Source organism: Sphingomonas sp. Sphisp66 (genome assembly GCF_047324325.1).
GTDB lineage: Bacteria > Pseudomonadota > Alphaproteobacteria > Sphingomonadales > Sphingomonadaceae > Sphingomonas.
The window spans coordinates 2,501-24,482 of the sequence record NZ_CP168508.1 but is presented as its reverse complement, the minus strand read 5'-3'; the positions used below and the strand labels follow the sequence as shown (position 1 = coordinate 24,482).

At 63.4% G+C, this 21,982-nt stretch carries 13 protein-coding genes, 1 tRNA gene and 2 rRNA genes; 4 read left to right on the top strand and 12 right to left on the bottom strand.

The window, feature by feature from the left end:
* Positions 1 to 47 precede the first annotated feature (47 nt).
* Entirely contained in the window at positions 48 to 926 is an 879-nt protein-coding gene (locus ACEN8G_RS00095; RefSeq protein WP_413419412.1) for a hypothetical protein, read from the top strand.
* Between the two features lie 341 nt (positions 927 to 1,267).
* On the opposite strand, the gene ACEN8G_RS00090 is transcribed toward ACEN8G_RS00095, so the two are convergent.
* Both ACEN8G_RS00090 and ACEN8G_RS00085 read right to left on the bottom strand, forming a co-directional pair.
* Positions 1,268 to 2,170, bottom strand: coding sequence for a hypothetical protein (locus tag ACEN8G_RS00090; protein ID WP_413416839.1), 903 nt, complete (start codon positions 2,168 to 2,170; stop codon positions 1,268 to 1,270).
* Positions 2,171 to 2,444: 274 nt separating this feature from the next.
* Entirely contained in the window at positions 2,445 to 4,871 is a 2,427-nt protein-coding gene (locus ACEN8G_RS00085) for a HEAT repeat domain-containing protein (RefSeq protein WP_413416837.1), read from the bottom strand.
* Between the two features lie 348 nt (positions 4,872 to 5,219).
* On the opposite strand from ACEN8G_RS00085, the gene acnA reads away from it, so the two are divergent.
* The gene (acnA, locus tag ACEN8G_RS00080; RefSeq protein ID WP_413416835.1) at positions 5,220 to 7,892 is read left to right on the top strand and encodes an aconitate hydratase AcnA; all 2,673 of its coding nucleotides are present in this window, start codon (positions 5,220 to 5,222) and stop codon (positions 7,890 to 7,892) included.
* A gap of 326 nt (positions 7,893 to 8,218) precedes the next feature.
* Positions 8,219 to 11,236 (top strand): TonB-dependent receptor plug domain-containing protein, encoded by a 3,018-nt coding sequence (locus tag ACEN8G_RS00075; RefSeq protein WP_413416833.1) that lies wholly within the window; start codon positions 8,219 to 8,221, stop codon positions 11,234 to 11,236.
* Positions 11,237 to 11,330: 94 nt separating this feature from the next.
* On the opposite strand, the gene ACEN8G_RS00070 is transcribed toward ACEN8G_RS00075, so the two are convergent.
* From ACEN8G_RS00070 to ACEN8G_RS00060, 3 genes are read right to left on the bottom strand one after another with little or no spacing between them, the layout of a single operon-like run.
* Complete coding sequence (locus ACEN8G_RS00070; protein ID WP_413416831.1) at positions 11,331 to 11,798, bottom strand: FKBP-type peptidyl-prolyl cis-trans isomerase; 468 nt, start codon at positions 11,796 to 11,798, stop codon at positions 11,331 to 11,333.
* 9 nt (positions 11,799 to 11,807) lie between these two features.
* Positions 11,808 to 12,677, bottom strand: coding sequence for an S-methyl-5'-thioadenosine phosphorylase (gene mtnP / locus ACEN8G_RS00065; protein ID WP_307119619.1), 870 nt, complete (start codon positions 12,675 to 12,677; stop codon positions 11,808 to 11,810).
* A 3-nt stretch (positions 12,678 to 12,680) separates the two neighbouring features.
* On the bottom strand, positions 12,681 to 14,096 hold the full coding sequence (locus tag ACEN8G_RS00060) for an amino acid permease (protein WP_413416829.1): 1,416 nt from the start codon (positions 14,094 to 14,096) through the stop codon (positions 12,681 to 12,683).
* 303 nt (positions 14,097 to 14,399) lie between these two features.
* Here ACEN8G_RS00060 and ACEN8G_RS00055 point away from each other — a divergent pair, with 303 nt between their 5' ends.
* Complete coding sequence (locus tag ACEN8G_RS00055; protein ID WP_413416827.1) at positions 14,400 to 14,924, top strand: rhodanese-like domain-containing protein; 525 nt, start codon at positions 14,400 to 14,402, stop codon at positions 14,922 to 14,924.
* Here the strand turns inward: ACEN8G_RS00055 and ACEN8G_RS00050 are convergent.
* From ACEN8G_RS00050 to ACEN8G_RS00020, 7 genes are all read right to left on the bottom strand, one after another.
* Positions 14,813 to 15,712 carry a hypothetical protein gene (locus ACEN8G_RS00050; RefSeq protein WP_413416825.1) on the bottom strand — a complete coding sequence of 300 codons (900 nt, stop codon included), beginning with the start codon at positions 15,710 to 15,712 and terminating at the stop codon, positions 14,813 to 14,815. The two genes, ACEN8G_RS00055 and ACEN8G_RS00050, sit on opposite strands and share 112 nt — an antisense overlap.
* Before the next feature lie 102 nt (positions 15,713 to 15,814).
* Positions 15,815 to 16,570, bottom strand: a complete 756-nt coding sequence (locus tag ACEN8G_RS00045; protein WP_413416841.1) for a LytR/AlgR family response regulator transcription factor — start codon at positions 16,568 to 16,570, stop codon at positions 15,815 to 15,817.
* A complete protein-coding gene (locus ACEN8G_RS00040; RefSeq protein ID WP_413416823.1) occupies positions 16,570 to 17,673 on the bottom strand; it encodes a sensor histidine kinase in 1,104 nt (367 codons plus the stop codon). Before ACEN8G_RS00040 ends, ACEN8G_RS00045 begins: the two co-directional genes overlap by 1 nt.
* Before the next feature lie 84 nt (positions 17,674 to 17,757).
* A complete protein-coding gene (locus tag ACEN8G_RS00035) occupies positions 17,758 to 18,573 on the bottom strand; it encodes a glutaminyl-peptide cyclotransferase (protein ID WP_413416821.1) in 816 nt (271 codons plus the stop codon).
* Positions 18,574 to 18,720: 147 nt separating this feature from the next.
* Positions 18,721 to 18,797 (bottom strand) — tRNA-Met (locus ACEN8G_RS00030).
* A 72-nt stretch (positions 18,798 to 18,869) separates the two neighbouring features.
* Positions 18,870 to 18,984, bottom strand: a 5S ribosomal RNA gene (rrf, locus tag ACEN8G_RS00025).
* A 101-nt stretch (positions 18,985 to 19,085) separates the two neighbouring features.
* Positions 19,086 to 21,877: ribosomal RNA gene (locus tag ACEN8G_RS00020) — 23S ribosomal RNA — on the bottom strand.
* Between the last annotated feature and the right edge of the window lie 105 nt (positions 21,878 to 21,982).

The following is a 21,982-nucleotide window of genomic DNA, read 5'->3' as shown; positions in this document are numbered from 1 at the left end:
GAAGCATGTCGATCCGCCTGCCTCTCGATCCCCCGCCGATCCGGCTCATGACCCGCTTGCTCGCCGAGCTGCAGACCACTGTGCTCGCCCGCGCGATCCGCATGTTCGACGGTGACCTCGACCGGGTGACGATCTTCGCGGTGATCGCCCGCGACACCTATCCGTTCGACGCGCGCGCCGGCCTCGCCCCCACCGTCTCGGCCCATTCGCTCGCCATGTCGCTGTCGCGCCCGTACGAGACCGTCCGCCGCCACGTCCATGCGCTGGTCGATGCCGGCTGGTGCAGGCGCGGCGCCGACGGCGTCCATGCCAATCATGCCGAGATCCAGTCGCCCGACCTGACCGCGTTCCTCACCCTGGTCCACGACGCCGCCGTCCGCTTCGTCGCCGACATGGCCCGCGCCGGCGTGCCGATGCCCGAGGTCGGCACCGTGCGCCCCTATCACCACGCCGCCGGCGTCCAGGCCGCGATCGACCTGATGCTCGCGGTGATCGACACCAATCGCCGCGCCCATGCCGACTGGCTCGAGCTCGTCCTGTTCTCGACGATCTACGCGGCCAATTCGCGCCTCCTCAACGCCGATCGCGAGCTCGCCTGGCATTATGCCGATGGCCGCAAGGAGCCCCCTTCCCACCTGCGCCAGCCGGTGCGCACCAGCGCCGTCGCCCGCGCGCTCGGCCTGCCCGAGGCGACCGTCCGCCGCCGCCTCGTCCGCCTGCTCGACGACGGCCGGGTCGAGCGCGTCGGCAAGAAGCTGCTGGTGTCCGAGGCCTGGCTCAACCGGCCCGAGGCGATCGAGACCAGCACCCGAAGCTTCTCCACCGTCCGGCTGCTCCTCGCCCGGCTCGGGGTGAACGGCTTCCCGCTCCACGACCCCGCCCGCGCCTATCTGACCGGCCGTCCCGAGCCCGTTTCCTTCGACTGATCGCATCCGGCGCCCGCCGGCGCGCCACTTCCGCCAAAATGGGCAGCGACTCGCTTGAGGGCAGTGCCGCGCGCGCCAATAGCCGGCCCAAATCGAGGGACTCGGGCGGCATGACGTCGCTCCCCAGAGGCAAGGCCGCCGTCCCAATGCGGCGGCCAAGCGGGCTGTCGGGCTCCCACCCGTCGGTCACCATCGGTGGGCGCGGGCTCCGGCCCGCGCCCTTACCGCGCCACCGTCCCGGACTCCCCCCACGCCCTTCCTTTTCCCCGGCGAAGGCCGGGGCCCAGACTTGAAAGTCCGGCGGAGACCGGGCCCACCCGTCGGAAAAGAAAAGCCGCCATCTATCCCCCCGAACACCCGGTGATCCGCGGAAGCACGGCAGGCGGCGGCGCCACCACTTCCTCCTCACAGTCCTCCCAGTCTTCCCCCTCGCCCCGCTCCCCGGCCTCCGCCGCCCGCGCCGCTTCCCGATCGGAGTCCTCCGCATCCTCCGCGGCCTTCATCGCCCGCGCCCGGTCGATCATCTCGAGCTTCTTCAGGATCGCGGCATTGGTCTCCTCCGCGGTCGCCCGCGTCTCGAAGATGCCGCCCGCGGCCCGCGCCGCCGCATGGGCGATATCGATCAGCTCGCCTTGGCTGGCCCCTTGCGCCGCCTGGCCGGGCCGCCCGCGCGCGAGCAGGAACTTGAGCAGCCCGTCCGAATAGCGCCGCTTGCGCGAGACCTCGACGCCGTCCTTCCACACGATCTCTTCCCAGCCCTCCACCGCGCGCTCCCAGGCCGCCTGCTCGAGCGTCGGCACGCTCTCGTCGAGCGCCTTCTCCCAGGCCGCGGCGAACTTCGCATCGCGCCGCCGCATCCGATAGGCCGACTGGTTGGAGATATGCGCCCGCGCACAGGCATCGCGCACGCAGCCGGTCTCGCCGAGCGCCCGCAGGAAGATGCGCGTGCGGATCTCGGTCCAGCCGTCATGTCGCTTGCGATAGTCGCCGAACATGCCGTCGCGCCGGCCGGCCCGCGCCGCCGCCCCGGAGAGCCGCGCCACCCGCTCGGCCCCGGCCCGCGCCACCGCCTTCTCCCAGAGCCGGGCAAAGTCCGCGTCCCGCTTGCGCACGCCATAGGCGCCGGCGACGCTCATCCCCGTCTCGCGGCACGCCCGCCGCACCGACCCATGCGTCGCGAGCCCGCGCAGAAACGCCTCCCGCACCGCCCCCGACCAATATTGCCGCCCGAATTCGCCCGCCATCCGACTCGCTCCGCTGCTGCAGGAGCGGAGTCAGTTATGGGGGATTTTCCTATTTTGGAAGAACAAATGTGGAACATATTTTAGGGACAGCCCGCTGTCGGCCCCATCGCGAGTCATTCAACTGTCCGCAGCAGCTCCTGGAAGCAGTCAGGCATCGTTCGCAACTTATACAACTCCAGTTCACGGGCAAACAGATCGAGATGATCGGTGACACTGGACCCTAATTTATGTCGGCCTTCAATTTAGACCGGTGGATGGACTTAGAGATCAGCGCTCAGCGCTCAGCGCTAGCCACGCGGCGAGCTGTCGCACGATCGTATGCTAGCCCAAGATCTAACCAGTGGGTAACGATATAATATTTACCTCCAGAATCAGAACGATAGGCATTCAGAATTCGAGACACCCTCGTTCGGGTTACACTCATAGGTACCTTCTTCGCGGTCTGCCTCCGGATTTCGCTGTCTTCGCTCAGTAGCAGGTCAACGATCTCAGTGTCCTTCATCGACGCAAAGTCCTTTGCGGTCATCACCTCAATTATCTTGCCTTTCATGTACGCCGGAATTTCAAATGCCAACAATTCTGCTGACGTTCTGCGATTTAATTTTAGTATAATCCGCGCAGCTTCGATGAAATCGGCGTAATAATCACCTCTATCTACAGCATTGATCCGCGAAAGCGGTGTCCGAGCGATTCTCGGGATATCCTCGAACTCGGAAAATGCCTTAAAATATGCAATTACAGAACTTGATGGACCTATCTCACGATTATCAAGAACTGATCGAATGAGCGATAGATCGTTGCGATCCAGCTTGCGTGCAATGACATCAAGCGCCTTAGTAGTAAGTTCACGCTCCTTTGCCTTCACGGGATCGGAGTTTCCAATCCTAAGCGACAGTAGCCCCGCCGCTCCGGCCGGCAGCTTGATCCCGTCTGGCCAATTGGTCGCGACATATTTCTCGAAACCGTCGGCCAAATCAGCGCGCAGCATTGCCGGATACTCGGCGATCCTTCGCGCAGCGAGCGTGCGATAGGCGACCGCCCGGTGTGAGGGGGAGCCGAGTAGAGCCTCAAGTGAGGCCTGCGACATCGAGCGCATCCTGTCGGCGGCGTAGGCGTCGAAAAGCGCGAGGCCTGCAGTATCCTGCGAACCTATTAGACCGAAAACACCCCACCCAGGCTTAGCCTTCCCGAGAATCTTCTCGGCTTCGTCGAGAGACGGCGATTGGCCCATTCGATCGAGTGCGCGAAGCGCGGCGTATCTCACGATGGGTGCAACATCCGATTGAGCGCGTTCTAGAGTCGCCATGTCAACGGCATCACGTTCGCTCAGCTCGCCCAAAACAGCGGCCCGCACCTCCGCGGATCGATGGTCGAGCCCTGCCTCTAACTCCTGGACTGAGATTAAACTGAGATGTGAAAGCACCTCGCTCAAAACGTCGACATCGAGAGTTTCAAAAGACCTCCGGAGAACGAACTTAATTGCGTCCTGACCGCTTGAGCGCAGAAGCATCTTAACCGCAGTCTCGATTGCCTGCGTCAACGTCTCCCTATCCGAGCGATCAATCTCGCGCTCCACGCAAGGCAGCTCACGAGCACCACCGAGATCCCGGAGGTACCTAAGCGCTGCTATCTTGACCTCGATTGGCTTTCCCTGACCAAGCCATTCACCCTCCACCAGATCTTCCTCGCCCGACTCAGACTCCCCGATAGACACCTGCAGTAGGCGCATCGCTTCGATTGCACCGGCGGCTTCAGCGGGCGCCGAGAAGCGGCTGATATTTATGAGCAGACCGCCTCTGCCTTCATTCAATTCCGTCAGCCAAGTCCAGATGGGCACATTTTGATCACGCAGGTGACCAAGTCCCGACTCCAGTAGTCCAAACATTTCCATGATCGATAGGTCCGACTGCTTCCTCGCCGCGTAGATTAGGTTCGCGTCGTGGACGCCCAGCGACTGCTTGTCATTGTTTGAACCGGCGTACGCACTCGCAATCAATCGCAGGCGAGCGATATCGAGCGAGCCAAGCCCTATTTCCGTCTGCAACCCCGTCGCAGCCGCGCTCAGGAACTTTGCGTCAGGGAAGTCCCCCTCTCCAACGTCGGCCGGAACCGGATCTACTTCCGACGGTTGCCGCTCCTTGATGATAAGGCGCTCTTCTTGGGCTGCCGTGGGTTGGTGCAAAATGTTTATCACGTGTGTCGAGAGGAACTCGCGCACTTTCGCCGCGAACTCCTCAACTTGGCCAAAGGTGCCATAGAGGAAGCTTTTCTCCGTCTTCAGCTTCTCCTGAAACGCCAAGACCTTCTGCAAATCCTGGCCCGGGTCGCGCATTTGATTGGCTTCGACGCTCTTGAAGAACATCGCCATCAGCGGGCTACCGGTTCTCGCGTGTCGTTCGCGAGAGAGCTCGAATTCTTCCTCAAATCCCGACGTGTAGGGACCGCCTATAGATGGCCTTGATCCCCAGCTTGACCAGATTGCCCCGATAAAGAGGTCGCAGGTCTCCATCTCTGCGTTGATAGTCGCCTGGGGCCTGCCGTTGCCCGACAGCGTGTCCTCCCAACCGATCAACTCAAGCCTGCCCCCCATCGGCATGGCAACCGACTTGTTGACTTCCTTCGCCGCCGCGAATGCTGCCCGTCGTTCTTCCTCTAGACCGCCAGGCGAAGCGATGAATGCGCGAATGAGCTTAATGTCCATGATCACATTTGAGCCGGCGCATTATGGCGAGGTCAACCCAAAGGATCGATCATTAGAAGATTTGTCGGCCAGTCCTCGCTTAGTTCGAATCGCCCAGCCACCGGGAGCTTCACCCATGCGTTTTCGCGGTTCCAGGAGTTGAAAGCAGGCCGTCCGCTATTTGCCCAATCTCTCCATTCAAATTCCATCGCCACCTCTGCACCCGCCTCCCCTTCCCCTCCCCCTCCCGCGTGCTAGCGGCACCCGCGAATCTTCGCATTCGCAGCACTCCGGTGCGCCCGCGCGGCCCTGTACGGGAGCCACGTCCCCCGAGCGCCCGGCCGGACAAAAGAAAGGACCCCGCGCCTCATGACCGCGATCGGCAACGATACCCTCGGCACCCGCGACACGCTCACCGTCGGCACCGCCAGCTATGACTATTTCTCGCTGCCCAAGGCCGCGAAGAAGCTCGGCGACATCAGCCGCCTGCCCTTCTCGATGAAGGTGCTGCTCGAGAACATGCTGCGCTTCGAGGACGGCGTCACCGTCACCAAGGACGATGCCCAGGCGATCGTCGACTGGCAGAAGGACGCGCGCTCGAACCGCGAGATCCAGTATCGCCCGGCCCGCGTGCTGATGCAGGACTTCACCGGCGTGCCCTGCGTGGTCGACCTTGCCGCGATGCGCGATGCGATCACCAAGCTCGGCGGCGATGCGCAGAAGATCAATCCGCAGGTCCCCGTCCACCTCGTCATCGATCACTCGGTGATGGTCGACGAGTTCGGCACGCCCAAGGCGTTCGAGGACAATGTCGCGCTCGAATATGAGCGCAATGCCGAGCGCTACGAGTTCCTGAAGTGGGGCTCCAAGGCGCTGAACAACTTCTCGGTCGTGCCCCCGGGCACCGGCATCTGCCACCAGGTGAACCTCGAGTACATCTCGCAGTCGATCTGGTCGTCGGTCACCGGCGACGGCGCGACGATCGCTTATCCCGACACGCTGGTCGGCACCGACAGCCACACCACGATGGTCAACGGCCTGGGCGTGCTCGGCTGGGGCGTCGGCGGCATCGAGGCCGAGGCCGCGATGCTCGGCCAGCCGGTGTCGATGCTCATCCCCGAGGTGGTCGGCTTCAAGCTGACCGGCAAGCTCGGCGAGGGCATCACCGCGACCGACCTGGTGCTGACCGTCACCCAGATGCTGCGCGCCAAGGGCGTCGTCGGCCGCTTCGTCGAATTCTACGGCCCGGGCCTGCACGCGATGACGCTGGCGGACCGCGCGACGATCGCCAACATGGCGCCCGAGTACGGCGCGACCTGCGGCTTCTTCCCGATCGACGACAAGACGCTCGATTACATGCGCCTCACCGGCCGTCCGGACGAGACCGTCGCGCTGGTCGAGGCCTATGCCAAGGCGCAGGGCATGTGGCACGACGTCACGGCCGAGGAGCCGATCTTCACGGACACGCTGGAGCTCGACATGAGCAGCGTCCGCCCGAGCCTCGCCGGCCCGAAGCGCCCGCAGGACCGGGTCAGCCTCGACAGCGTCGACGAAGTGTTCAACGGCGACCTGACCAAGGTCTACAAGAAGGACCATGCGGTCCGTGTGGACGTCGAAGGTCGCGACCACGACATCGGCGACGGCGACGTGGTGATCGCGGCGATCACCTCGTGCACGAACACGTCCAACCCCTCGGTGCTGATCGCGGCCGGCCTCGTCGCCCGCAAGGCGCGCGAGAAGGGCCTGACCCGCAAGCCCTGGGTGAAGACCTCGCTGGCGCCGGGCTCGCAGGTGGTGACCGACTATCTCAACAAGACCGGCCTGTCCGAGGATCTCGACGCGATCGGGTTCAACCTGGTCGGCTATGGCTGCACCACCTGCATCGGCAATTCGGGCCCGCTCGCCGAGCCGATCTCGGCGGCGATCAACGGCAACGACATCGTCGCCGCCTCGGTCCTCTCGGGCAACCGCAACTTCGAGGGCCGCGTGAGCCCCGACGTGCGCGCCAACTTCCTCGCCTCGCCGCCGCTGGTGGTGGCCTATGCGCTCAAGGGCACGGTGACCGAGGACATGTACGAGACGCCGATCGGCCAGGGCTCGGACGGTGCGGACGTGTTCCTGAAGGACATCTGGCCGTCGAACGAGGAAGTCGCGGGGCTGATCACTGCCAACATCGACGACAAGATGTTCCGCTCGCGCTACGCGAACGTGTACGCCGGCGATTCGCACTGGCAGAAGATCGACGTCACCGGCTCGGACACCTATTCGTGGCCGACCAGCTCGACCTACATCCACAATCCGCCCTATTTCGAGGGCCTTACGATGACCCCCGCCCCGGTCACCGACATCCTCGAGGCCAAGCCCCTCGCCATCCTCGGCGACTCGATCACCACCGACCACATCAGCCCCGCCGGCTCGATCAAGGCCGACAGCCCCGCAGGCACCTTCCTGCAGGAGCATCAGGTCTCGAAGAAGGACTTCAACAGCTACGGCGCACGCCGTGGAAATGACGAAGTCATGGTGCGCGGCACGTTCGCCAATATCCGCATCAAGAATGAAATGGTGCCCGGCATCGAAGGTGGCATGACCCGTTACGGTGGTCAGGTAATGCCGATTTACGACGCCGCAATGCGTCACAAGGCCGATGGCACTTCGCTCGTCATCGTCGCGGGCAAGGAATATGGCACCGGCTCGTCGCGTGACTGGGCGGCCAAGGGCACCAACCTGCTCGGCGTCCGCGCCGTCATCACCGAGAGCTTCGAGCGCATCCACCGTTCGAACCTGGTCGGCATGGGCATCCTGCCGCTGCAGTTCGCCGAGGGCGTGACCCGCGAGACGCTGAAGCTCAAGGGCAGCGACACCTTCACGATCAAGAACGTCGCGGGTCTCCGCCCGCGTCAGGACGTGGAAGTCGAGCTCACCCGTGAGGACGGCACCAAGGAAACCTTCCTCACCCGTTGCCGGATCGATACCGTCAACGAGCTGGAATATTTCCTCAACGGCGGCATCCTGCACTACGTGCTGCGCAAGCTCGCCGCCTGATCGGTACAACAGGAACAACGAGGGGAGGGCGGCGACGCCCTCCCCTTTTTTGTGCCTTGAGCAGGCGGCCTGGAGGTCGGCGACCGGTACCCGCAGGGCCGGACGGCGCCTGGATACAGCGGAGCTCGCGCGCCGCCTCGCATGTGTTGCTTTTCAGAAACACACAATCGAGAAACAGAGGAGCAACAATCGGAGGCGCTTTACACAAATCAGACACTCTCACATCCTCACCGCAGCTTCGCCATCAAGCCCCAGGGGATGGGGCGACGAAGATCAGGGAAATTCCACCGACTGCCTTGGGCAGATCCATGGAGAGTGAGGAACTAATGAAGAAGACTCAGATCGCGCGCCTGCGCACCGGAGCGGCGCTGTCCGCATTCGTGCTCGCCGGCTCGCTGTTTGCCGCGCCCGCCTTCGCGCAGGACACGCCGGCCACCACCACCGCGCCCGAGACCGAGGCCCCCGCCAGCGATGGCGAGATCGTCGTCACCGGCACCATCTTCCGCCAGTCGGACACCCACACCGCATTGCCGGTGACGGTCATCACCGCCGAGAATCTGGAGCGGGCCGGCATCACCAACGTAACCGACGCGATCCGCTCGGCCTCGGCCGACGGCGCCGGCTCGATCGGCAACGGCTTCACCAGCGGCTTCTCCGCCGGCGGCGCCGCGGTTTCGCTGCGCAACCTCGGCGTGTCGTCCACGCTGATCCTGGTCGATGGCCTGCGCTCGACGAACTTCCCGCTGAGCGACGACGGCCACAATTCCTATGTCGACCTCAACAGCATCCCGATGGCCAACGTCCAGCAGGTGCAGGTCCTCAAGGACGGCGCGTCCTCGCTGTACGGCGCGGACGCGATCGGCGGCGTGGTCAACATCATCACCCGCAAGACGATGACCGGGCTCGAGGCCAGCATCGAAGGCGGCGCCACCGAGAAGGGCGACGGCGCGAAGTACCGCGCGAAGCTGCTCTTCGGCTATGGCGACTATGACACGCAGGGCTTCAACATCTATGTCGGCGGCGACTATGAATATGGCGGCCGCATCTCGGCTGCCTCGCGTGGTTTCCCGTTCGACACGCTCGACCTTCGCGGGATCGGCGGCAACGACAACAACCGCGCCGACGATACGCTCAACACTCCTACAACCGATGCGATCGTCACCCGCACGACTCAGACCGACCTCAACAATCCGCTCGCGGGTTCGGTAGCGAACGCCACCACACCGGCACTGTTCACCTCGCTGACGCCGCTCGCGAATTGCACCTATGGCACCTATTCGGAGAATGGCACGCAACGCGTCGGCACCGCCTGCAAGCATGACAACACCCGCGAATATGCGCAGATTGCGCCGCTGCAGGAGCGCTATGATGCCGTCGCACGGGCAAGCTTCCGCCTGGGTGACAATGTCGAGGGGTATATCGCCGGAAGCTTCGCGCACAGCCGGGTGGATATCATCTCGCCGCCGCGCTCTGTCCGTCAGAACCAGGCATATGGCGGCTCCCCTTCGACCTCCACGACCAACCCCGGCATCGTGCTGCCGGTCTATATCTGCTCCTCGGGCGTGAATTGCGCGACGGCTGCCGATCGCAAGCTCAATCCGAACAACCCCTATGCCTCCGCCTACGCCGCCGATCCGGCCAATGGTGCTGCGCGCCTCTATTATCTGTTCGGCGACGTTCGTTCGGGCAGCACGCGCACCAACGAAGTGTATCGCGTGACCGGCGGTCTGCACGGCACCATCGCCGACGCCTGGAACTGGAATGTCGAGGCGGGCTATTCGCGTGCGGACCTCAACCTCACCCAATATGGCTGGGCCAACCTCAACGGCCTGATCAAGGCGATCAACACCGGCTCGTATAATTTCGTCAATCCGAGCCTCAACTCCGCTGCGGTTCGCAACTCGGTGCTCCCGCCGATCACCGCCCGCTCGAATTCGAGCGAGCTGACCGTGGACGCGTCGCTCAGCCGCAGCCTGTTCACGCTGCCTGGCGGCGATCTGCAGATGGCCGTCGGCGGCCAGTATCGTAAGGAAAAGCTGACCAACAACAGCGCCAACCCGAACCTCGACATTCCGGGCCTGTCGACCGCACAGGCGTATGGCGATCGCTCGGTCTGGGCGGGCTATTTCGAAATACAGGCGCCGCTGCTGGACTCGCTCAGCGTCAACCTGTCCGGCCGTTACGATCACTATTCGACCGGAATCGGCCGCTTCTCGCCCAAGGCGACCGCGAAGTTCCAGCCGATCAAGCAGCTCGCGATCCGCGGCACCTATTCGGAGGGCTTCCGCGCACCGACCTTCGCTGAATCGGATCCGCGCAGCTCCTATTCGGGCTTTGTCGGTTATACTCCCGTTGCCCCCTTCACCACGGTGCACGCGGGCAACCCGAGCTATATCGCTCCCTACAGCCTGGGTCGCGGTTATGTCGGCAACCCCGCGATCAAGCCGGAGACTTCGCGCAGCTTCACGCTGGGTGCGATCTTCGAGCCGACTCCCTGGCTGAGCTTCACGGCCGACTATTTCAATGTGAAGAAGTCGAACCTCATCGTCACCGGACCGAAGACCTCGGACGCCATCGCCGCCTATTACTCGGTTGCGGGCCAGTCTTTTGCCTCGGCAGCAGCAGCCGCCGCCGCTGGATGCGCCAAGGTTGCCGCCGTCGGCGCCGGCTATTCGTGCGAGGTGGTCGATGGAGCGGACCCCTCCGCTCTCAACGCGCTGCCGCGCCTGCTCGTGGTCAACGCGCCCTATGTGAACACGGCCTATTCGATGATCGCCGGGCTCGAGTTCACCGCGGACGCTCGCATCAAGTTCAGCGAGAACTTCCGCTGGGAGAGCCGGATCGATGTGCAGGAGACGCTGAAGTACGATCTCCATCCCGGCGGCGGAGACCCCGTGCAGCGCTATGCCGGCACGGTGGGTCCGGAGGATCTGTCGTCGGGCGGCGGCACCCCGCGCTGGCGCGGCAACTGGCAGAACACGTTCACGTTCGACCAGTTCTCGCTCAGCACGACGACCTATTTCACGGGTTCGATGAAGGCAGTTGCGGCTGACCAGGCGAGCTCGATCAAGGGCGACATTTCGTGCAACTCGGCCATCTACAAGCCGACCACCGGCACGGCCAGCTTCTGCCGTATCAACAGCTTCGTCTACACGGACGTGAACCTGACGGTGAAGGTCAACGACCAGTTCAGCTTCTTCGGTCTGGTCGGCAACGTGACCAACTCGCATGCGCCGCTGTTCGCGAACACGGCCTATCCGAGCCAGGTCAACACCCTGACCTCGTGGCACGCCGCAGGCCTGATCGGCCGGACGTTCCGGGCGGGCGCGAACATCAAGTTCTAAACGGGGCAACAAAAACTAGGGGCGGTACCTTCGGGTACCGCCCCTTTTTTTGTGCCTGGTCCGGGCGAAGATGCACCCGGAAAATCTCTCCGGCTCAGCCGGCAGCAGGGACGTCGAGCAGCTCGATCCTGAACAGCAGGGTGGCCCCGCCGGGGATCGGCCCCTTGCCCTCGAAGCCGTAGCCGAGGTTGGCCGGGATCGCGACTTCGAACGTGTCGCCCACGCCCATCAGCGGCACGGCGACCTGCCAGCCCTTGATCAGCCTGGCGAGCGGGAAGGTCGCGGGCTCGCCGCGATCATAGGAGCTGTCGAACTTCTCACCGTCGATGAAGGTGCCGGCATAGTGCAGCGTCACCGTGTCGGCGACGGTCGGGTGCTTGCCCGAGCCATCGCCCTTGATCCGCCGCCAGCGCAGCCCCTCGGGCGTGCTGTGCCAACCTTCCGCACCGTTGAGCTTGGCGAGCGCCAGCATCTGCTGGCTCTGCCAGGCCATGTCCTGCGAGCGATCGGGCGCGGGCGCGTCCTGCGCGGCGAGCAGGGCAAGGGCAGCAAGAAACGACATGTTCGATCCTCAGTTGGAGAGAGCGCGGCCGGCAACGGCGTCAAGCTTGCGCAGCAGATGCGGGTCGCGGGCATTGGGCGCGGTGATCAGCGCGAAATCGAGGCAGGTATCGATCGGCGAGGCGGGGCGCTCCTCGGGCAGGTTCCTGAGCAGGTGCATCACCAGCTTGCGCGCCTTGTCGGCATTGGTGCCGAGTTGGGCGATCACCGTGGCGACGTCCACCGCCTCCTCGCCTTCGCGCCAGCAATCATAGTCGGTGACCATGCCGACCAGCGCATAGGGCAGCTCGGCCTCGCGGCACAGCTTCGCCTCGGGCATGCCGGTCATGCCGATGATGTCGCAGCCCCAGCTGCGATAGAGATTGCTCTCGGCGCGGGTCGAGAATTGCGGGCCTTCCATCGCCAGATAGGTGCCGCCGACATGCGTGGTCGCTCCCGCCGCCTTGGCCGCATCCGCCGCCAGCGCGGAGAGACGTGGACAGACCGGATCGGCCATCGAGACGTGCGCGACCATGCCTGCGCCGAAGAAGCTCGAGGGCCGGCCCTTGGTCCGGTCGATGAACTGGTCGGCGATGGTGAAGGTGCCCGGCGCCCGCTCCTCGGCCAGCGAACCGACCGACGATATCGCCAGCACGTCGGTCACGCCCAGGCGCTTCAGCACGTCGATATTGGCGCGGACGTTCAGGTCCGACGGCGAGATGCGGTGGCCACGGCCATGGCGCGGCAGGAACACCACACGGACATGGCCGACCCAGCCGACGAAACAGTCGTCGGAGGGCTTGCCCCAGGGGCTTTCGGTCGAGAGCCACTCGCCATCCTCGATGCCCTCGACATCGTAGAGACCCGATCCGCCGATGATCCCGATCGTCCAGCCAGCCATCACTTACCCCTTTGCTGCGTTGCGGCGTGCATAAGCGAAGTAGACGACCAAACCCAAGAGGTTCCAGCAGCCGAACCAGATCTGCGTCTTGGTCGGCAGGCTGATGAACAGATAGAGGCAGCCCAGGATCGCCCCCAGCCCGACCACCCAGGGAAGCGGCGTCCGGAACGGGCGGACCATGTCCGGCGCGCGGCGGCGCATGACGAGCAGGCACAGGCCCACAGCGGCAAAGGCAGTCAGCGTGCCGGCATTGGCCAGCGCGGCGATCTCGTCGATCGGCAGGAAGGCGGCGAACACGCTGACCACGCAAGCGGTGAAGATGGTGATGCGCACCGGCGAGCCGCGACGCGAGACCTTGGCCAGGCTCTTGGGCAGCATGCCGTCGCGCGCCATCACGAAGAAGATGCGGCTCTGGCCGAACAGGAAGCCCAGGATCACCGTGGGCAGCGCGACGATCGCGCTCAGCGCCAGGAACTTGGCGACGCCCGGCTGGCCGATCTCGCGCAGGATCAGTGCCAGCGGCTCAGGGCTGTCGGCAAAGCGGGTATAGGAAAGCGCGCCGACCGCGGCGAGCGCGACGACCATGTAGATGATGACGCAGACGACCATCGATCCGACGATGCCAATGGCAAGGTCGCGCCCGGGGTTCTTCGCCTCTTCCGCCGCGGTGGAGATCGCATCGAAGCCGTAGAATGCGAAGAAGATGATCGCAGCCGCGGCCATCACGCCGCGCTCCACGCCACCATCGCTCATGTGCTTGGCGAAGCCGAAGGGTGCGAAGGGATCGAAATTGGCGGCGTTGAAATAGGGTAGTGCCACCGCGACGAAAACAGCGAGCGCGATCAGCTTCACCACCACCAGGAACGCGTTTATCGTCGCGCTCTCGCGGGTGCCGGCGATAAGCAGCCCCGAGACCAGCCAGACCACGAACAGCGCCGGCACGTTCACGCCCCAATGGGCGATCTGCCAGCCCGCCATTTGCGGCCCGTGGGTGAGCTCCACCGGCACGCCCAGCCCGGTCAGGAAAGGAGTCGCATAGCCCGACCAGCCCACCGCGACGGTAGCCACCACCAGGGTATATTCGGCGAGCAGGCTCCAGCCCACGACCCAGGCGACGATCTCGCCAAGCGAAGCATAGCTATAGGTATAGGCGCTGCCCGAGGCCGGGATCATCGTCGCCAGCTCGGCATAGGCGAGCGCGGCGCAGGCACAGATCGCCCCGGCAACGACGAAGGACAGGATCACCGCCGGCCCTGCGCGGTCCGCGCCGACGCCGATCAGGGTGAGGATGCCGGTCCCGACGATCGCGCCGACGCCAAGCGCGACGAGGTGCGGCCAGGACAAGGTGCGCGCGAGCCGATGCTCGGGCGGACGATCCTCGTCCGCGACGATCTGCTTCAACCGGAACAGGCTGGCCATCTGACATCCCCTCTCTCTTGGCCGAGAGGTGTAGCGCGATGTGAAGCATGCGCAACTTTGTTTCGCGCCGCGTCCGGGGCTTCCAATGTAGGATTTTGCGTGGTTACGTCCTCGGCATGACGCCCGACTCCTGCCTCGCCCGTTTCAGCCGGCGGCGGGCCAGCGGCGGCAAAGTGAAACCATGTTGGTCGACTCCCTTCACTTTGGCCGGGCGAACCCCGCGCGAGGACAAGGCATTTGTTCAGCGAAGGTGCAGCCGCTCGGGGCGATCGTTGCGCGTCCGACTGGCCTGGGAGAATGCCGATGATGCTGCTCACCGCCCTCGCGCTAAGCCTCGCCACGCCGCAGGAGGCGCCCGCCAATCCCCAGATCGATTACGCAGGCTTCACCACGCTCACGCGCGATGTGCGCGGACTGCGGGCCAAGCGGCTACTGTCCTTCGAACGCTTCCAGGCCATGGCGGGCCAAAAGAACGCGCTGCTGCTCGACGCCCGCTCGAGGGACGCCTTTGCCCGCGGCCATATCAAAGGCGCGGTCAACCTGCCGCTCACCGACTTCACCGCGGAATCGCTTGCGGCGGTGATCGGCCCCGATCGGGGCCGTCCGGTGCTGATCTACTGCAACAACAACTTTTCCAACCATCGCCCGCCGGTGCCGCTCAAATCGGCGCCGCTCGCGCTCAACATCCAGACCTTCATCAACCTGGTCGGCTATGGCTATCCCAATGTCTGGGAGCTTGGCGAGGTGGTCGACTTCGACGATCCGGGGGTCGGCTGGACAGCCTCGCCGGCCCTGGCCTCGGGCCTGGGCGGCGACGGCGCGAACTGATCGACGAGCAGGCGCCAGCCTGCGGCCTCGCGCTGCCAGACGCGCACATAATGGCCGATCAGCGTGTCGCCCGCGGCATCGACCCGGCCATAGCTATAGGCGAGGTCGCCCGCGGAGGACTGGCCACCACCGAGCCGCTTGCCGACGCCCTTGGGCCCTCGCCTGGCAAGGGCGATGCCCACCTCCCCGATCGCCGGCGGCCCTCCCGGGCGCAGCACGCGGCCGTCGGCGGCAAGGAAACCGCCAATCGCCGTCACGTCGGCGTCGAGCCGCTGCTCGACCGTGGCAAGATCCTCTTCCCCTGCCACTGCCGCGCCGGTGCCCATCCGCTCGACTCGCGCCGGCATCGCTACCTCGCCCCGCCCGAAGGGGCCGCTGCCCGAATCGATAAGCCAGCGCCATTTGCCGTCGGGGCTCCGCCGCCAGATCGTGAAGAACTGGCCATGCGCGACATGATCCCCAATACGCATGACATAAGGCCCGGTTGTGAAGCCCAGATCGCCGGAACGCGCGATCCCCGCCGCCTCGGGCTGCCATTCCAGCCTGGCCCCGGGCGGATCGACCTGCGTCGCGAGCTCGGGCGGTGCCGGGCGCGGTGCCGGAGATATCAGCAGCCCTTCTGGCGCGACATGCGCGCGGAACGCAGGCGTGATCCCCTGGGCCGCGGCATCGGCGGCGAACTCTCGCTCGGCGGCGACCAGCGTGTCGAAGTCATCCTCGGCTGCGGGGCCATTGGCGATGGTCAGCAAGGCTGTGGCGGCAAGCGCCCAGGTCTTCAGGTTCGACAATATCCGCTCCCTGGCGAGTCCCCCTCGCCCATTCGAACCGATAGGCGCGGCCGGCCTTTTCGCTTCCTCTTTGCGATCGGCTCGGACAGCGCTGCGACGAGCCTAGAGCTTGAGGGCGGCCTCCACAGCGTCCTGGTAATTCGGCCCCACCTGGAGCACCGCACCGTCAGACAGCACGACCCGCAGGGCGCCCTTGCCCGGCCGCTCGACACCCACCACCGCGCCGATCCGCACGATATGGGAGCGATGGACGCGCAGCATCGTCGCCGGGTCGAGCCGCTTCTCGATGTCGTTCATCCGGGCCCGCAGGATGTGGCTCTTGAGCGAGGTGTTGAGCAGCACATAGTCCCGCGCCGCCTCGATCCAGTCGATCGTCGAGATGGGCACCAGCACGGCACCCTGGCGCCCCGGCACCCAGATGCCCTGGTCATAGGGCGATTCCGCCGGCGCGACGGCAGCAGCAGCGAGCGGCGTGGCCCGTGCCTCCATGTCGCGCAGCGCACGCCGGCGACGGGCCCGCTCCACGCCGAGCTTGAGACGGTCGAAGGCCACGGGCTTCAGCAGATAGTCCGCCGCTTCGACGTCGAAGGCATCGGTGGCGAAACGGTCGAATGCCGTGACGAAGATGATTTCCGGACGGCTCTCTCCCGGGCGCAGGGCGCGGGCGACGTCCATGCCGCTACGCCCCGGCATCTGGATGTCGAGGATCACCAGGTCCGGCTCGAGCGCCCGGATCTGCTCCGCCGCCTCGACGCCGTCACAGGCGGTACCCGCGACAATGACGTCCTCGATCCCCTCGAATCCCGCTTTCAGCCTGTCGAGCGCCAGCGGTTCGTCATCGACCAGCAATACCCGCATCACTCCGCAGCCTCCGCTCTGTGCGCGCGATGAAGCGGCAGCGTCATCGATGCGACGAAGCCGCGTTCCCGCGCCGTGGCGATCAGCGCGCCCTCGCTCCCGTAAAAGGCTTCGAGGCGGTGACGGACATTGGCGAGGCCAAGGCCGGTACCGCCCTTTGCGCCGCCGCCAAAGGCTTGCCCACCGTCGTCCTCGACGCAGAGGTGCAGCACCGCCGGCTCGGCAGCCGCCGCGCGCACCACGATCCGCACCGCCCGGCGCGACGGCGCGACGGCATATTTGACGGCATTCTCGATCAGCGGCTGCAGGATGAAGCTCGGCACCAGCGCGTCGAGCAGTTCGGCCGGGCAGACGAACTCGGCGTCGAGCCGGTCGCGGAAGCGCACCGCTTCGATCTCCAGATAGGCCTGGAGCGTCGCGAACTCCTCGTCCAGCGTCACTTCGCGCTGCGGATCGGCCTCGAGACTGGCGCGCAGAAAGTCCGAGAGCTTGCCGATCATGCCCTCCGCCTCGTCGTTGCGGCGAGTGATGACCAGCGAGGAAATCGCGTTGAGCGTGTTGAACAGGAAATGCGGATTGAGCTGGAAACGCAGCGCCGCGAGCTGGGCCTGCTGCGCAGCGCTCTGCGCCGCGGCGAGTTGGCGCTCGCGCTCCTGCGCCACCATGCTGCTGAACACCAGGCCGAGCCCGGAGGCGTAGAGGCCATAGACCAGGATGAACGGCATCAGCCCGAAGACGAACTGGCGCCATATCGGCACCGCAGCCAATCCGCCCGCCGCGCGCAGCTGGTTGACGAATATTGCGTCGAGCCAACCATGCACCAGAGCGAGGGTCAGGGTAAGCGCAGCCGCGGCCAGTATCGGCGGGCGCGCATCCCAGCGCTCCACGCCCATCAGCGCGATTGCGATGATCGCGGAGAAGACCAGGCCGACCGCGAACGTCTGGGCCAGCAGCAGCACCAGCGCCATCGAGAACGGGTTACCCGCTGCCAGCCCCGGCATCGTCCAGAGCACGAGCGCGACGCACCACAGGGCCAATGCCAGCAGCGTCGCCGCGCGCACTTCGCGCCTGTGGCGCAGGCCCGTTGTCTCTTTCAGCCCCATTTCCCTCGCATAGCAGGATGTGCAGGGCGCGGCGTCCGATTTGGTCGCCGCCCGATCCGGTTTGAACGCAAAATGGACCGGCGCTCAGCCAGCGCAGGTCGTCAGCCGCGCCGCATCGGCATTGTTGGTCACCGCCGCGCCCTGCTTCACTTCGTAGAGCTGCGGCCAGCGCTTGCCGGTGGCGAACACGCGCTTGCCTGCGGCGTCATAGGCGATGCCGTTGGGCACATCGTCGACGCCGCGATTCTTCGGCCCAAGCGCGCTGACGTCGAGGAAGCTCGCCACCTTGCCGGTAGCCGGATCGATCCGCGCGACCAGGTTGCTCTGCCAGATATTCGCCCAGATCTCACCGTCGATCCATTCGAGCTCGTTGAGCTGCTTGACCGGGCAGCCATTGGCGGTGACCTTGAGCGTCGAGACCTGCTGCATCGTCTTCGGGTCGAGGAAGCGCAGTTCGTCGCTGCCATTCGACATGATGATGTTCTTGCCGTCCTGGGTCATGCCCCAGCCCTCGCCCTGGTAGGCGAAGGTATCGCCAAGCGTCATGTCCTTGAGATTGTAGGTGAAGCCAGTCTGGTCCTTCCAGGTCAGCTGGTAGAGCTTGTCGCCAAACGCGACGATGCCTTCACCGAAATAGGGCGCCGGCAGATCGACCTGCTGGCTTACCTTGCCGGTCGCCGGATCGACCTTGCGGATAAAGGATGTCCCTTCCTCGCCCGTGCTTTCGTAGAGCGCGCCATCCTTGAAGAAGAGCCCTTCGGTGAAGGCGGTCGGATCATGAGGATGCGTGGCGGTGACCGTCACGGCATAGACCGGGATCCCGGTCGTGCGCAGGAAAAGGAACCATACGCCCGCGGCGAGCACGGCGAGGGCGGCAATTGCGAGGAGGATGCGCTTCATCGCGGCGGAGAAAGCCGTGCAGCGGCGCTGCTGTCAACGGCGAAGCCGCCAGCCTGCCCGGCGAAGCGCCTCGAGCGATGTGCATTAGGCACAAAAAAGCCCGCCAGCCTGGGTGCTGACGGGTGCGTTGTGGTATTGCGGGGCCATTGGTTGCGGGAGTAGGATTTGAACCTACGACCTTCAGGTTATGAGCCTGACGAGCTACCGGGCTGCTCCATCCCGCGCCAATGGATTGGCGGGAGAGCCCCGCAAAGGAAACAAAGTGAATGGGTTCTTCCCGACGCACCGGCTTCAATGCCTGGCGACGACCTACTCTTCCATCGCTTAAGCGATAGTACCATCGGCGCTGTCTGGTTTCACGGCCGAGTTCGGGATGGGATCGGGTGGGTCACAGACGCCATAGCCACCAAGCAATGAAGCCGGTGCGGCGGGAAGTTTTTCAAACCGTGCAAAATCAAGACCGATGAACATCCATCCAATGAAAGCCAGAGCTGTCGTTGATGGTGGGACTCATCAAGTGCGAATAGGACAATTAGGACCGGTTAGCTCCATACGTTACCGTACTTCCACATCCGGCCTATCAAGGTCGTGGTCTTCGACCGTCCTAAGAAATCTTATCTCGAGGGAGGCTTCCCGCTTAGATGCTTTCAGCGGTTATCCCGTCCATACATAGCTACCCTGCTGCGCCGTTGGCACGACGACAGGTACACCAGAGGTATGTTCAACCCGGTCCTCTCGTACTAGGGTCAACTCCTCTCAAATTTCGACGCCCACGGCAGATAGGGACCAAACTGTCTCGCGACGTTCTGAACCCAGCTCACGTACCACTTTAATTGGCGAACAGCCAAACCCTTGGGACCTGCTCCAGCCCCAGGATGTGATGAGCCGACATCGAGGTGCCAAACAACCCCGTCGATATGAGCTCTTGGGGGTTATCAGCCTGTTATCCCCGGCGTACCTTTTATCCGTTGAGCGATGGCCCTTCCACGAGGGACCACCGGATCACTATGACCGACTTTCGTCTCTGCTCGACTTGTCAGTCTCGCAGTCAGGCTGGCTTATGCCATTGCACTCTAACAGTCGGTTTCCAACCGACCTGAGCCAACCTTCGCGCGCCTCCGTTACTCTTTAGGAGGCGACCGCCCCAGTCAAACTACCCGCCACAGAGGGTCCCTGAGCCAGTTTCATGGCTCGAGGTTAGACATTAAAAAACAACAGGGTGGTATTTCACCTATGGCTCCACGTCAGCTGGCGCCAACGCTTCAAAGCCTCCCACCTATGCTACACAGTTATTTTCCAATGCCACTCTGAAGCTGCAGTAAAGGTGCACGGGGTCTTTCCGTCTAACCGCGGGTACTCCGCATCTTCACGGAGAATTCAATTTCGCTGAGCATGTCCTGGAGACAGTGGGGAAGTCGTTACGCCATTCGTGCAGGTCGGAACTTACCCGACAAGGAATTTCGCTACCTTAGGACCGTTATAGTTACGGCCGCCGTTTACCTGGGCTTCATTTCGGAGCTTGCACCCCTCCACTTAACCTTCAGGCACCGGGCAGGCGTCAGACCCTATACGTCGTCTTGAAGCCGACTTAGCAGAGCCCTGTGTTTTTGCTAAACAGTCGCTACCCCCTGGCCTGTGCCCCCTCAATCTGCTTGCGCAAAATGAGGGCCTCCTTCTTCCGAAGGTACGGAGGCAATTTGCCGAGTTCCTTCAGGACACTTCTCTCAAGCGCCTTGGTATACTCTACCTGACCACCTGTGTCGGTTTCGGGTACGGTCTATACGGTGGGGCTATTTCCCGGGACAGCTTCGAAGCATGCTCAATCCGATAAGAGCATACAACACACGCCATCCGTCACACACCACCAGGCCCACGAATATTAACGTGATTCCCATCGACTACCCCCTTCGGGCTCGTCTTAGGGGCCGGCTCACCCTGCGCGGATTAGCCTTGCGCAGGAACCCTTGGTCTTTCGGCGAAAGGGCATCTCACCCTTTTTATCGCTACTCATGTCTGCATTCGCACTTCCGATACCTCCACGACCCATTACCAGATCGCTTCACAGGCTTACGGAACGCTCCGCTACCGCGTGTACAAAGTACACACCCTAAGCTTCGGTGCACGTCTTGAGCCCCGTTACATCTTCGCCGCAGGAACCCTTATTTAGACCAGTGAGCTGTTACGCTTTCTTTAAAGGATGGCTGCTTCTAAGCCAACCTCCTGGTTGTTTTGGGATTCCCACATGCTTTCCCACTTAGACGTGACTTGGGGACCTTAGCTGTAGGTCAGGGCTGTTTCCCTTTTGACGACGGACCTTAGCACCCGCCGTCTGTCTCCCGGATATCACTCCTAGGTATTCGGAGTTTGGTTAGAATTGGTAGATCTCGCGACCCCCGCATCCATCCAGTGCTCTACCCCCTAGGGTGTTCGTCCGAGGCACTACCTCAATAGTTTTCGCGGAGAACCAGCTATTTCCCGGCTTGATTGGCCTTTCACCCCTAAACACAACTCATCCGGTAACTTTTCAACGTTAATCGGTTCGGACCTCCAGTGGGTGTTACCCCACCTTCATCCTGGTCATGCCTAGATCGCCGGGTTTCGGGTCTAATACACCAAACTTAGTCGCCCTATTCAGACTCGCTTTCGCTGCGCCTACACCTATCGGCTTAAGCTTGCTTGGTACATTAAGTCACAGACCCATTATGCAAGAGGTACGCTGTCACCCCATGAAGAGGCTCCAACTGCTTGTAGGCAATCCGTTTCAGGTACTGTTTCACTCCCCTCATCGGGGTGCTTTTCACCTTTCCCTCACGGTACTAGTTCGCTATCGGTCGCATACGAGTATTTAGGCTTAGAGGGTGGTCCCCCTATATTCAGACAGGATTACACGTGTCCCGCCCTACTCTAGTCTTCTAACATCACTTTCGCATACGGGGCTGTCACCCGCTATGGCCGTCCTTTCCAGAACGTTCTGCTAGTTGAATTAGAAGCACTGGCCTGGTCCGCGTTCGCTCGCCACTACTAACGGAATCTCGGTTGATGTCTTTTCCTCCGGTTACTGAGATGTTTCAGTTCGCCGGGTTCGCTTCACGAAGCCTATTTTATTCAGCTAAGTGATACCTTTTTCCAATTACCCTGACCGTCATTGCTGACGAGCAAGATAATCGGATTAGGTGGGTTTCCCCATTCGGAAATCGTGGGATCAAAGCTTGCTCACAGCTCCCCCACGCTTATCGCAGCGTGCCACGTCCTTCATCGCCTGTATGCGCCAAGGCATCCACGAATTGCCCTTACCTCACACTTGAGAGTCCACACCACCAACGACAACACTGGATCAGCCCAAAGGCTGACACGAAACTCGGCAGAGCAGTGTGTCGCAGTATCTTGGTGTGGATGTTCATTTCTCAGC

Coding starts and splice junctions, on each gene's coding strand:
- ACEN8G_RS00095 (WP_413419412.1), top strand. CDS start 48: ATGACCCGCTTGCTCGCCGAGCTGCAGACCACTGTGCTCGCCCGCGCG.
- ACEN8G_RS00090 (WP_413416839.1), bottom strand. CDS start 2,170: ATGGCGGGCGAATTCGGGCGGCAATATTGGTCGGGGGCGGTGCGGGAG.
- ACEN8G_RS00085 (WP_413416837.1), bottom strand. CDS start 4,871: ATGGACATTAAGCTCATTCGCGCATTCATCGCTTCGCCTGGCGGTCTA.
- acnA (WP_413416835.1), top strand. CDS start 5,220: ATGACCGCGATCGGCAACGATACCCTCGGCACCCGCGACACGCTCACC.
- ACEN8G_RS00075 (WP_413416833.1), top strand. CDS start 8,219: ATGAAGAAGACTCAGATCGCGCGCCTGCGCACCGGAGCGGCGCTGTCC.
- ACEN8G_RS00070 (WP_413416831.1), bottom strand. CDS start 11,798: ATGTCGTTTCTTGCTGCCCTTGCCCTGCTCGCCGCGCAGGACGCGCCC.
- mtnP (WP_307119619.1), bottom strand. CDS start 12,677: ATGGCTGGCTGGACGATCGGGATCATCGGCGGATCGGGTCTCTACGAT.
- ACEN8G_RS00060 (WP_413416829.1), bottom strand. CDS start 14,096: ATGGCCAGCCTGTTCCGGTTGAAGCAGATCGTCGCGGACGAGGATCGT.
- ACEN8G_RS00055 (WP_413416827.1), top strand. CDS start 14,400: ATGATGCTGCTCACCGCCCTCGCGCTAAGCCTCGCCACGCCGCAGGAG.
- ACEN8G_RS00045 (WP_413416841.1), bottom strand. CDS start 16,570: ATGCGGGTATTGCTGGTCGATGACGAACCGCTGGCGCTCGACAGGCTG.
- ACEN8G_RS00040 (WP_413416823.1), bottom strand. CDS start 17,673: ATGGGGCTGAAAGAGACAACGGGCCTGCGCCACAGGCGCGAAGTGCGC.
- ACEN8G_RS00035 (WP_413416821.1), bottom strand. CDS start 18,573: ATGAAGCGCATCCTCCTCGCAATTGCCGCCCTCGCCGTGCTCGCCGCG.